Origin of the sequence: Aphanothece sacrum FPU1 (assembly GCF_003864295.1) — a bacterium.
Lineage (GTDB): Bacteria > Cyanobacteriota > Cyanobacteriia > Cyanobacteriales > Microcystaceae > Aphanothece_B > Aphanothece_B sacrum.
Genome location: NZ_BDQK01000013.1, coordinates 122,432 through 135,415 on the forward strand (window position 1 = coordinate 122,432; position 12,984 = coordinate 135,415).

10 protein-coding genes are annotated in these 12,984 nt (G+C 36.2%); 2 read left to right on the forward strand and 8 right to left on the reverse strand.

Going from position 1 to position 12,984, the window contains the following annotated elements; genetic code table 11:
- Positions 1–38: 38 nt before the first annotated feature.
- The 6 genes from AsFPU1_RS11125 to AsFPU1_RS11150 form a co-directional block, all read right to left on the reverse strand.
- Positions 39–1,811 carry a methyl-accepting chemotaxis protein gene (locus AsFPU1_RS11125; protein ID WP_174715383.1) on the reverse strand — a complete coding sequence of 591 codons (1,773 nt, stop codon included), beginning with the start codon at positions 1,809–1,811 and terminating at the stop codon, positions 39–41.
- Between the two features lie 75 nt (positions 1,812–1,886).
- Positions 1,887–2,981, reverse strand: a complete 1,095-nt coding sequence (locus AsFPU1_RS11130) for a chemotaxis protein CheW (protein ID WP_124970508.1) — start codon at positions 2,979–2,981, stop codon at positions 1,887–1,889.
- 27 nt (positions 2,982–3,008) lie between these two features.
- Complete coding sequence (locus AsFPU1_RS11135) at positions 3,009–4,160, reverse strand: response regulator (protein ID WP_124970510.1); 1,152 nt, start codon at positions 4,158–4,160, stop codon at positions 3,009–3,011.
- 261 nt (positions 4,161–4,421) lie between these two features.
- Positions 4,422–5,693 carry an MgtC/SapB family protein gene (locus tag AsFPU1_RS11140; RefSeq protein WP_124970513.1) on the reverse strand — a complete coding sequence of 424 codons (1,272 nt, stop codon included), beginning with the start codon at positions 5,691–5,693 and terminating at the stop codon, positions 4,422–4,424.
- 195 nt (positions 5,694–5,888) lie between these two features.
- Entirely contained in the window at positions 5,889–7,451 is a 1,563-nt protein-coding gene (locus AsFPU1_RS11145) for a family 10 glycosylhydrolase (protein WP_124970515.1), read from the reverse strand.
- Positions 7,452–7,643: 192 nt separating this feature from the next.
- Positions 7,644–7,967 (reverse strand): DUF3155 domain-containing protein, encoded by a 324-nt coding sequence (locus AsFPU1_RS11150; protein ID WP_124970518.1) that lies wholly within the window; start codon positions 7,965–7,967, stop codon positions 7,644–7,646.
- A gap of 235 nt (positions 7,968–8,202) precedes the next feature.
- Between AsFPU1_RS11150 and AsFPU1_RS11155 the strand changes: the two genes are divergently transcribed.
- On the forward strand, positions 8,203–9,549 hold the full coding sequence (locus tag AsFPU1_RS11155) for a GAF domain-containing sensor histidine kinase (RefSeq protein ID WP_124970521.1): 1,347 nt from the start codon (positions 8,203–8,205) through the stop codon (positions 9,547–9,549).
- Positions 9,550–9,556: 7 nt separating this feature from the next.
- Here the strand turns inward: AsFPU1_RS11155 and AsFPU1_RS11160 are convergent, their stop codons facing one another.
- Positions 9,557–10,228, reverse strand: coding sequence for a hypothetical protein (locus tag AsFPU1_RS11160; protein ID WP_124970524.1), 672 nt, complete (start codon positions 10,226–10,228; stop codon positions 9,557–9,559).
- 220 nt (positions 10,229–10,448) lie between these two features.
- Here AsFPU1_RS11160 and queF point away from each other — a divergent pair, with 220 nt between their 5' ends.
- A complete protein-coding gene (gene queF / locus AsFPU1_RS11165) occupies positions 10,449–10,859 on the forward strand; it encodes a preQ(1) synthase (protein WP_124970529.1) in 411 nt (136 codons plus the stop codon).
- Between the two features lie 274 nt (positions 10,860–11,133).
- Here queF and AsFPU1_RS11170 read toward each other — a convergent pair whose 3' ends face one another.
- A complete protein-coding gene (locus AsFPU1_RS11170; RefSeq protein ID WP_172957404.1) occupies positions 11,134–12,681 on the reverse strand; it encodes a GAF domain-containing sensor histidine kinase in 1,548 nt (515 codons plus the stop codon).
- Positions 12,682–12,984: the final 303 nt, after the last annotated feature.

The window sequence follows — 12,984 nt, forward strand, 5'->3', positions numbered from 1 at the left end:
TTTGGGACTTTCTAAATTTCCTTTAGCAATCAGTTGCTTTAAACGACTGCTTGGAGATCTTGGGCAGCAGATTTAAGCTCGTCGGTGGAGACTCGGACTTGATTAATTCCTTGAGAGGTTTCTTGCGCTCCTAAGTTGATGACATTCATGGCGGCGATGACTTGTTGTACCGCCACAACTTGCTGCTTAGAACTAGCAAAGATCTGTTGGTTGTTGACGAAAACGTGATTAACCGCTTCAGCTACTCCGGCAAACGCTTGTGCCATTCCTTCTGCTAATTTGATACTTTCATCGGTCTTTTTAGAGCCTTCATCTGTTGCTGTCACAGTGCTGTTGATTGATGCTTGTAGATCTGTTACCAAAACATTGATTTTCTCAGCAGATTTTTGGCTCTCGTCAGCCAGTTTACGAATTTCCATCGCAACGACGCTGAAGCCTTTACCCTGTTCTCCTGCATGAACGGCTTCTACCGCCGCATTAAGAGCAAGCATATTGGTTTGGTTGGCGATATCTCCTACTAGATTGGAAATAGTAGCAATTTGTCCGGTTTGCTCCTTCAGACGCATGATCTGTTCCGCAATGGATTGAACATTTTCTTTGAGAGTACCCATGCCCTCCATGGTTTTATGTACTGCTTGGGTTCCATTTTCAGCAATAGTTAGGGCTTCCTGAGCTTCAGATGCACTAGCTTCAGCTTGTTGAGCAGATTGAAGGGAAGATGCACCTAATTGTTCAATGGTGGTCGTAGTTTCGTTTACAGAACTTGCCTGCTGGTTGATGGTGAGTTCTTGCTGTTGAACGGTGTTAACAATTTCGTTAGCAGAAAAAGCCAGGGTATCGGTAATTCGTTTGAGCAATTTAGTCGTCGGGTTAGTAAAAAAGATAGCCATTCCACTAACAATTAATGCCGTTATTCCAGTCCCAATTATTAAGACGATCAGTAAATAATGTTGGGTTGAAAATATATTTTTTGTGTCGCTGGCAACGAGGAGGCTCCAGTTTAATGGTGGTAAACCATTTAATTCATAAAATGGAGAATAAGTGATTAATTGTTCCGCTCCATCAATCTTATCAATGCTGATGCCAGTATTTATCTTATTTGTCCCTTGCAGTTGAGACAAGCTCGGAAAATCTAAGGTAGCAACCCTGCCTATCTGGCCTTTTTCTAAAGCGGCGAATATTTTTCCAGAAGCATTATCTATCAAATGCCATTCATCTCCATTTTTACCAAAATTTGCTAATAAATCTTGTATAGCTGTAAGTGGCATTTGTGTACGTGCAACACCGATCATTTTGCCAGTAATTGAATCTGTCACAGGCGCAGCAAAGTAGATAAAAACTTTATCTTTTGATTGACCAATTTCAACATCGTTAATTACCGTTTTTCCCGTTTTAATAACTTTCTGAAAATAGTTCTGATCTTTTTGGTTAGAGATCGCAGTTTCTGATGATTTAGCTATTACATTTCCCTTCAAATCAAATACAGCAACATTGTCATAAACACCATAAGTTTCAATAAATCTGTTGAGTACTGATGTCTTTTCTTTTGGACTTAAAATGCTCCATATCTCAGGATTTCTTAAAAATGGCAAATTAGAAATGATGTTAATATCTCCATAGCGTTCAAATAAAAAGCGACTAACTCTGTTATTTAGAGTTTCTGTACGATATTGTTGAGATGTTATTTCTTGCTGAACAATCTGTTTATTCGTTGACGAATAAGCAGTAAACCCAATTACCAACATAGGAATAATTCCGATGCCACAAGCAAAAAGGATAGCTTTTGTTTTCAATGATAGTCTATTTAACATGATAATTTCCTTGTAAGAAAATAGTGAATAAATGAGGGTATACCTCATTCGTTGTGAGAAATGCTAAATTAGCCTTTATACTTCTTCATTAACTGCTAAATTACCCTTAGTTAAGAGCTTTTGCAAGTCAAGAATACTCAGTATTTTTTCAGAATAGGAAGCAGTTCCTTCTAGATAGGTATTGTCTCCAAAATCGGCGGCAAGTGGAACTGCGGTAATGTTTTGAGGAGGCAAATACATCATATCCAATACATCATCAATAGGCAGACCGGCTACTATATCATCAACCTTAATTACGACTGCTTTAGTCCCAGTTTTTACTATAGATGTTTCTAAATTTAGAGTACCCCGAATATCGACTAAAGTAACGATTTCACCGCGCAAATTTATATTGCCAATAATATGGGAGGGGCAACAGGGAATAGGAGTCACATTACGAATATTAATAAACTCGCGGACAGAGCCTAAATTGACACCAAAATACTCACCACTCATCCCAATTACCGCTAAAGGAATTTGTTTAGCTAAATCAGAATTCTTCTCAGTATTTGCTTGTTTTAAATTTTCACAACGTAGCCGAAAAATTTCTCTTTCTTCTGAGGTAGCATCAGGGCAATAAATGTCGTAAAACTTACCAGTTATTGTCAGATTTTTTTGACTATTATTTGATATTAATTGCTCAAAACTGGTGTCATCATTCCCCGGCTGATTAGTATCTTCAACCAAGGCTTCAACCGCATCCGGTTGGCGGATTAAAGCTTGAGGGTTTAGGAGAATAATGTCCTCTGCCTCTAAGGTAGCAATTCCGGCAATAAAGGTGGGATTGAGAGAGTTAATTCGTCCATAATCTATTGTACTTTCTATCCGGTGTGAATCGATATTTTTGACATCATTGACTTGATTAACAATTAGCCCAATCTGCAAATTTTTACAGTTTAAAATAATCACACTGTCATTAATTGTACAGGATTGTTTTGCATTTCCTAATCGCAGATCTAAGTGCATAATCGGGACAATTTTTCCCCGTAGGTTTAAAATACCAACGATATCAACAGGTGTTTCAGCCATCGGGGTGATTTCTGGTAATAAGAAAATTTCTTTAACCAGACTTGCCTCAATTCCGTAGGTTATATCCCCTACAACAAATGTTAAAAAGAAAGTCGTTTTCATAATTTTTTTTCTAAGTTGATTTCATTTTCAGACGGGAATTACTTTCTTATTCCCTAAGAATTGCTCGACAACTGCCAGTAATTTCTCAGCATCAAAAGGCTTAGTCAGATAAAGATTTGTTCCAGCAATTTGACCTTTCATTTTGTCAATTAATGTGTCTCTGGCTGTCACCATAACTATGGGCAAATTGCGGAATTTAGGGATGCTGCGTATCGTTTTACACATCTCTAGTCCATTGATAACTGGCATGGTTACATCGAGTAAGAGAAGATCAACGGTTTTATTGTTTAAGATCTGTAGCGCATCAATAGCATTATTTGCTAAAAGGACATTATAGCGATCGCCTAATGCACGTTTAATCATGGTTTGGACAATAGGGCTATCATCTACGGAGAGAATAGTCGGCAACTGGTGAAGCTCTTTATTGTTAGTAATTGTAGAAGTTCCCTCAAAAACAATCCAATTAGTGTGAAACCCAGTTAAATATAATTGAGCTAACTCCAAGGGATCTTCTCCACTTTGTTGAGCGATTTCAACAATGGATCTTTTCCCATCAATATATTTCTGAGCGTGTAGACGAGTTGATTCGTGGGAAATTATCTCTAATCCGTCTTTCGATAGACAAGGAATCGCTTCCATTGATTTAATAGTAGGAGCAAGAGCAGACCATTGTTCTTGACGCAGAACTAGCTCAGACTTCAACTTAGATTCGTTTAAACAGTGGCCATCATCACCGTAGACAATATCAAACTCAACTATTGGATTAAATCCTATTTGTCCAGCATAGGGCAACAGTTGTTCAAGGGTTATAGCGACTTGCGTTTGGGCATAGGATTCAATCTGTTCCCAAGTCAAAACTCGAAGTTTACACAAAATCTGCAAAAATTCTCTGGCAGATTTTAGATTAGTTGTTTTTTGTTGGACAAATTCAATCGTCGTTTTGCTGACATTGGGCTTAAACTGCTTGATCAGTTTTTGTGCGAGCCTTGGAATATAGGGAATATGGGAGCCACCATAAGTTATTTGCCCTCTGTGATACACTAAGATACGAGAACGACTTGGATGATCCGGTTGAGGTAAAGTCTTGATATGGAAGGTTCCGCTTTGAGCCTTTTTTTGGATGGTGTTTAGAAGGGAACTAAGTTGTTGTGCTTGATATTGATATTGATATTGATTCATTGGAGAATATCAACGTATAATGTGGGAGAGATCATTAAGAGAAAAGAAAGTGGTTTTTGATTTTCCAATCTTGTCCAATTTAGACCTTTTCTTGTTTGATTAAGATCTAAATATGCTTCCATCCTTAAGTAATACCCATTACTCAACATATAATTAACATTCAAAATTATAAAATTTACTTATAATTTTATCTAAAAGTAATAATATAAAATTATATAAGCTTATTTTTCAACGGTTAAATCAGCTTTTCAAAACTTCATTTTATTGGAAAATTAACGGAATTAATCCTAGAATTGCCAAAGAAATTAATAAAAATAAACTTTGTTTTCCAGTTTGGCGATCGCCGAAACTAAACGCATAAATCCCTTTAATAATATTATTACTTGAAGCAGCAATTAAAATCGCTCCTGCGGCTACTGATAAAGGGGTAGATTGTCCTGCTGATTGGGTAATTCCTAAAATGAAAGGATCAATATCTGTTACTCCCATAATTCCCGCCAAAACATATAGTCCACTACTACCTAAATATAAAGCTGTATAGTGAGTAACAATGACGATAATTACAAATAAAAAAGCAAATAAAAAAGCAGCTTTTAATTCCAAAGGATTACGAGAAGAATAAGCTTTTTTTTCTTCTAAAGAGATAGTAGGAGATTCTATTCTAGATGACCATAACCAACCCCCACCTACTCCTACTATAGCCAACAAACTAAATGGTAAGGTTAATTCTTTGCCCAAATTAGGATTAAATAAAATAATGAGGAGAGCTAACCTTACATACATGATACCAGAAGCCATTAAAATCCCTCCAGCATAACGATGAGGATGATTAGTTCTGGTTGATTGTTTAGCCAGTGCTACCGTTGTTACAGTAGAAGAATAAGCCCCTCCTAATAGAGCAACTAAAGCAATATTTCCCTGATTTTTACAGATTTTTTGTAAGATAAAACTACCGTAAGAAATACTACTAACAGCAACTACAATTAACCAAGTTTTAAAAGGATTAATTTGAAATTCTCCGAAATTTTGATTAGGTAAAATAGGAAGAATAACGGCAGTTAAAAATAGAAATTTAGTAAAAGTTAAAATATCGTCAGGAGAGAATTTTTGAGTTAAACCTTCAAGAACAGATTTTAATTCAAGGAGAAGTAAGCTAGTAATAACTAAAGTTGAAGCCATCCAAAATTGGTTATGATAAACTAATGCACCCACTAAATAAGTCGTTAAAGCAACCATTTCAGTCGCTAAACCTGGAGTTTGGGTAGATTTAATTTTATGCCAATAAGACAAAAACATTAAACTACCAATTACAATAAGTCCAACGGAAAAAGGAATCATTTGACCGCTAGAAAGAGAGGCCAGACTATAACCAATTAACCCAATTAATGGATAAGTACGAACTCCCCCAAAAGCGTATTTACCAGAAATAGACTTCCATTCTTCTCTCTCTAATCCAATGAGAAATGAAAGGAAAAATACCAACAACATTTTAAAAAATTCAGGAGGGATAAAATTCATTGTTTGCGATAACATATCTTTTCCTGATAAATTATGAATTATGAATTATGAATTATGAATTATGAATTATGATCTAATGCTTCTAAATCTGAAATTTTTGGCGGGTGATTAGCATTCCATTCTAAAGCTTGCTCTAATTTTTCTTGTTTGGATACCTTTCATAATCGTTTTACTCTCCTGTTCAGTTTAATTATAAAACTCTAATAACTATTACCAAGACACCGGAATAGGCACTGCATCATCAGCATATTGATAGGTTTCTGGCGGTTTAGAATTTGTTTGAGGAGTGGGATTTTCTCTCGGTTCATAAGGTTCAAATTTCTCAAGAGATGTAGAATCTCCTATAGGTTCACTCGGTTCAGAACTTGACCAATTATTATTATTATTTTCTAGCGGTTTCTCCGGTTTAATATTCTCAATAGGTTTATTGTTTTCTATGGGTTTCTCAGGTTGAATATTATCAATAGGATTGGTATTTTGCCTCGTTTGATAAGGTTCAAAAGTTTCGATAGGCTGATTATTTTCTAGGGGTTTCTCAGGTTTAATATTATCAACAGGGGGATTATTTTCTAGTAATATAGGAGTTTCTAATTTGCGGGCAGCAGGATAAGGAAAAAGAGCTAAAAATTTCTCTTGTCTTTCTCCAACAGATTCTGGTGCATAATTCCACAAACTATCATAAAAAAAGAAGGAAACCCCTAACCCATATTGTTTCGCAGCTAAGACTTTTTCTTGAATAAATGCCATCTCAATCGGTCGATTTCTTAAACCAGTTAAAATACCAACACCTGTAGGGATTTTCTGACGAGTTTCTTGAATTTCTGGCCGTTGTAATTGTTTGACAAAACTCTCTAAATCTGGACGATATACCTGTACAACAACTTCATCAATTAAATCTTGTCTTACCCAGGTTAACCAATCTTGTAAATAAGCACTATACGCGGTATCATAAGGATTAGGAGAAACGGAAAAAATGGCATTACTTTTTTTAGTTTTAATTGCTTGATTTAATTGAGCCACATAAGCAGTCAATTTATCAGCCCGCCACTTTAACCAAGCTTCATCTTTTGCATTCGCAGGGGGATCTTTTTTCGTTTCCTGTTTATATAAATTAACCGTATAACTATCGTAGCCTAATTCACTCGGTAAACTTAAATGATCATCAAATTGAATACCATCGACATCATATAAATTCATCACTTCTATCACTAAAGAAGTAATGAACTTTTGCACCTCTGGATGAAACGGGTTTAACCAAACAACTTCCCCTGCTGCACTAATAGTCGTTTGACTTCCATCTCTTTTTTGTGTTATCCAATTAGGGTGTTTAATGGCTAATTCTGAAGTTGGTGGAGCCATAAATCCAAATTCAAACCAAGGTAATACTAATAATCCCTGATTATGTGCTTTAGTAATTAAATCTGTCAAGGGATCTTGACCTTGTAATCCTTTATGTACAAAAGGCTGAATTCCTTCTTTTTTGGCTATTTCACTCGGATACAGCGCATAACCAGAATTCCAAACTACAGGATATACTGTATTAAAATTAAGACGAGCTAATTGGGCGATCGCTTCTTCTAATTTTGTTTGATCGAGTAAAGTATTAGTGTCATTAGTAGTTAACCAAACCCCTCTAATTTCAGGTTTTGGGGGAGAAACAGCAAAAATAGGATTATTTATCAATAAAATACTCAAAAAAGTGGCTAAAACCCGTTGTAAAAATCGACATTTACACAAAAATTGCCAACTTTGCCAAAAAATAGACCATTTCATCAGTAGGAATCCCTAGAACAGGAAAATCAATTTATAGTTTAACTAGACTTTACCTCAGATGGTAATCCATACTGCTTTTGATCAACAATTTTCGTACATGAAAGGAATGTTAGTAGATCTCCCACAAAAAAAAATGTATCCCCCTAAAAATTGATTCGGAGGATACACTTAATGTTATAGTCATTGAGTTGACTAACGAGTGCTGCCAGCCACCGCAGGTGTTTTAGGCGGCACAAGTGGTTGAAACTCCCTTAAACTAGGGAAGAGGAAATGATTTTCTTCAACATACTGAGCACCAAATAGACCCTTTTCTGCCCAAAAATATCTATCTGTTGTATGCTCATTTCGTTTTACAATCAATAAAGCCGGAGGTTGTATCCCTAAGTCACGAATATACTTTCTAGCAGCAGTCACGGGTTTATCCTCACCGCTTTCGATGCTATATTGGGGTACAAGTTCGAGAATTTTGCGACCTTCTTGACGACGACGACTCTTCCGTTTGCGTTTGCGTGCCAACCCTTTTACCTCCTATTCCGGCTAAATGCTGTAATGATAGATACAAAAGCCGATGTCATTATATCCTTTTAATTTAAGAAAATCAAGCCTCTCTCATCAACGGTCTAAGTCTATTCATTCCTGAAATCCCTTTTCTCATCGGCTTTTTCAGGGATTATTCTAAAATTACTTAAATATTTTGTTAAAAAAACTTAACCTTTTGTTACAAAACTTAATAAAATGATGGATCATTCTCATGTTTTCTTCTACTTATCCTTTCGCACCACCTAGTCGAGACTTTATTGCTTTATGTCAGTCTCAAGTTCTGCTGTTAGCACAAGGACTCAAAGCTGACTGGAGTGGAGTTTACTTAACCCAAGAGAATCAAGAGGGTACACAGACCCATTTGATACCGATTGTGGTCTATCCAGCAGCAGAAACCATCTGGGACAAAAACACGACAAGTATAGGATTACTAGATGTTTGGAACAAGGGGGAATCTCAGAAAACCCTGACAAATATAGAATCCTTGGTCAGGTCTAAACCCCTTCGAGGGAAAACAAACTCTCAAAAGACACAAATCGATGATCATTATGGAATGGGGCCTTATCAACTGGTTTTACCCTTAATTCATCAAGAGATAGTTGTAGGATTATTAGTAACCAAACGTAAAGATTACCGATGGCAACCCGACGAGTTAACCCAGGTAGAAACCATTGCCAGAACTTTAGCCATTGCCCATTATTTAGATCATAGTCAAAATTGGTATCAGCATCAGTTAAATCAGCAGCAGATACAACAAGAGAAAGAACGCGATCGCCTTGATGATTTGTTTCATCAGTTGCGGAACCCTTTAACTGCCTTAAGAATTTTTAGTAAGCTTCTCCTTAAACGCTTACTTCCCGATGATAAGAGTCGTTCTATTGTGGAAAATATTGTCCGGGAGAGTGAGCATTTACAGGACTTGATTAAAGACTTTGAGACACAGCAAGACGCGATCGCTGCGAATGAGGAGATAATCACCCTTACCACTGATTCTATCTCCTTAAGTGAGTTTCGGAGCAATATCCCATCTTTACCTCCTAGTAAGTCTTTAACCTTAAGTTCTCTAGACATTAAAGAAATTTTAGAGCCTTTGTTAACTTCAAGTCAAACTATTGCTCAGGAAAAAGGTATCAACTTAACCTCAAATCTTCCCAAACACTTATCATTAATTTGGGGCAATGGGCCAGCTTTGCGAGAGGTTTTGAGTAATCTGATTGACAATGGCATTAAATATACCCCAAAAGGTGGTAAAGTGAGAATTAGAGCCGGATTATCTTGTGTAATAGACGAAAAAGAATATCAGGGAATCGCTATTGAGGATAATGGGTATGGTATTCCAGCAGCAGATCAAGCACATATTTTTGAGAGACATTATCGAGGGATTCAATCTCAGGGAAATATTACCGGAAGCGGGTTAGGATTAGCTATTGTGAGAGATCTGATTAATCAAATGCAGGGAAAAATTGAACTAATCAGTCCGACAGATAAAGACAAAAAGACGGGAACCACTTTTATTGTGTGGCTATCCGTTGTTGAGAAAGATCTTAATATTAAGTAATGTTATTCTATTGTTTTTTGAACAAATAGCCACCAAGTACCAATAAAAACAAAGCTCCAACAGCACTTGATTCTGGGACTTCCGTTATAATTATCACATTAGCCGATGTGGTAAATGAATTAGGAACTTCCTGATCGGGATATTTTAATTGATCACTAAAATTTGAAGCAAAAAATCTATTAACCACCAAATTTATCTTAGGATCAATATTAGTAAGTGTGGTATTTTGTAGTTTGTCTCCTGGTTTAGCATCTGCATAATAAACTCCGATTCGATAATCTTCTCCAGCTTTTAACTCTACAAGTGTGGGAAGATCAGCAAAACAGAAATCATTTTGACACTGGTTGCCTCCGGGTTGTACTATTATTTGTCCTAATAAACTGCGATCACTTACTCGCCATAATCCCACAGGACGAGCAACATCAACATCGATTTGAGAGGGACGAACGGGATTTTGGGAATCTCCTTGAGTATAAACCCCTAAACTCTTAATCAGGATATTACTTAGAGCGCGAAACTCAAAGCCAATAGTAATAAAGCTGTTGGGGTCATCATTTCCTCCTGTCGAAGTAGATCCGATACTTGGTGCCAGCTTGGCTGCTGGAGCTTTAGAAGCAAGACTCAGGGTTAAGGCAACCCCTAAAGAAAAGGTGGAAATCAGGCGAATGTAACGGTTCATGACTATTTTGATCTTTAAAGTTACATTTATTGAAGATTAAAAATTTAATCTCTTACATAATACTTTACATTTGATCGGTGTCAACTACGGTAATATACATACCTAATCGGCTAGATCTTGTATAAATACTTAGTTTTAGGTATTTTTGAGCTTGGTAATCTAGATCCATCAACTTTTCAAAACGTTACTTTATGTTTATTTGTTGACAATCATCCCATTTATGACCCTAGTACCCGATTCAGAATCTACGACCCTTAAATATGGAGAACGTGCTATTATTGAAGGGCAATTGATAACTTTCCCTAACCCTCGTATCGGCAGAAAATATGACATTCAGGTCACTTTACCAGAATTTACCTGTAAATGTCCCTTTTCTGGATATCCCGATTTTGCCACTATTTATCTGACCTATGTCCCGAATGAGAAAGTTGTGGAATTAAAATCTTTGAAACTTTATATTAATAGTTACCGCGATCGCTATATTTCTCACGAAGAGTGTGTTAATCAAATTCTGGATGATTTTGTTGCTGCTTGTGATCCCTTAGAAGTGACTCTTAAAGGAGATTTTAGTCCTAGAGGGAATGTCCATACAATCATTGAAGTGTGTTATCAGAAATCTAATAGTTATTGACACTCCCGCCGTTAACCGCTTGGGCGGTCTAACGGGAGTCCTCTTTTTGCATTAAGATAGTTACCTCCCCCTTCAAGGGGGAGGATTAAAAAAGTTTTTTTAAAAAAAGGGGCGGGTTTATTGTACGGGCGGGTTTATCTAATTTACAAGCGAAGTCAATCATAATTATGATTAAAAACCCTCCGGCGGGTTTATCTAGTTTTTTTGTGAGAATCATAGATTTCGTAAAAAACCCGCCCCTACAAATTTTGTGTAATTAATTTTGTCTACCTACTTATTTCTCATCTCCTCCAATTTTAGGAAACATTAAAATATAACGATAACCAGACTCTAAAGAACCTTGAATCACAATTTTTCCTCCATGACTTTCAGTAAAATAACATCCTAATAATAAACCGAGTAACTCTTGAGAAGTCTTATGATTAGATTCATAAAACTGTTCTTGATGAATCATATTTTCTAATGAAGATGCACTTAATATTTTATCTTCTAAAGTAGTTGTAAAAGTTTGATCTTGAGGCAAACTAGATAGAGAACTTTGCAGTTTTGCTAACTTATGATTAAGCGAAGAAGCAGACATATTAACTTGAGGTAAACCATCACCCAACCAAGGATGAGAAACCCAAATCGAAATGTTAAGATTTTTACTGCGACGAGAAACATGAATACGAATTTCTCCTCCCACTTCCAATGACTCTAAAATACTTAAAACAAGATAATAAAGAGCTTGTTGAACCTTATTTTTATCTAATAACCAGATTCTTTTACCCGGTTCTACTGATAACCGAAGAGTACGACGTTTTTGATTAGCAATATCACCAAGACTATTAAGAACTCGTTGACAGAGCATTTCAATATTAACTGAAATCAATTGTAATTGGCTAGAATCATCATTAATAGACCCTAATTTGAGAAGCTCTTGCACTAAAGAGTTCATCTGCTTGCCACTGGTATTAATAATCTCTAAATATTCTTTTTGTTTATTGCTTAAATGTCCAAATAATCCCCCTTGTAACACACTAGACATACCAATTACTGAGGTTAGAGGAGAACGCAATTCTTCAATTAATTGTTGTAATAATTTCAGTTTAATACTATTGACACAATTCAATAAATTAGGCTGAGTAAAGGATGATTCATTCAATAAATGAGGATAACTATTTATATTCCCGTCATAAATAGAATTTTGTTCTAAACTAAGAAATTGATCCTCTTGCGAAGCTAAGGTATTCCATAAATACTCTCGCTCAAACTCCCGTAAACACCACCGCGCTGTTAGGTTCAAAAATTCCATGTCTCTGAGGGTAAACTGACGAGGAACTAGATCCATTACGGCTATAGTTCCTATGCACTGTCCATCTGCAGTAATCAGAGGAGAACCTAAAAAAGCACGAATACCATAATGCTGAACCAAAATACTTCTTGCAAATAAGGGATCACTTAAAGTATCATTAATAATCAAAGGTTGCTCACTATCAACAACATAAGTACTGAAAGCTTCTTGACTGGAGATTTTTCGGGATGAAGCTAATTGATTCATAAATCCTAATCTTGATAACCCGACAACGGATTTGAGACTAAGGTTATCTTGAAGCATAATGCCTAAAGTACACACAGGTACTTCCAGAAAACGAGCAGCAGTTTGTGTAGCTTCATCAAATACGGGAATAGTTTCAGCTTCTAGTAACCCTAAATTTTTTATGGTGTTTACTCGCTTTTTTTCTCGTACTTCTGGGGTTAGTCCATCTAAACGACAAAAGAGACGGTTCGTTAGATTGGCCATACTTACCCTTACCCCTAAATCTACTGCTGTTACTTGCATCACTAAATCTCACTCAATCTTAGGTATTAGAGAAATCACAGAAAATTTTCCTAAGTTAGAGGTAGATAGATACTTACCCCATAAGTAGGAACGCTTAATTCAGCCTTGGCTGTTTACGGCTCTGTTATTTTTAAAGTTCCCCAAAATGTCTGATAACAAACATTGTGTCCAGTAATTTTGCAAAATACCGCGATAACTCTTAAAAATACGGCGATTAAGCGGGTTTTACGGGACTATCCGAGTGGTTAAATATCATTAAGTAACTCAGGAATTTTACATAATCTTTATCAAGATATCCGAGAA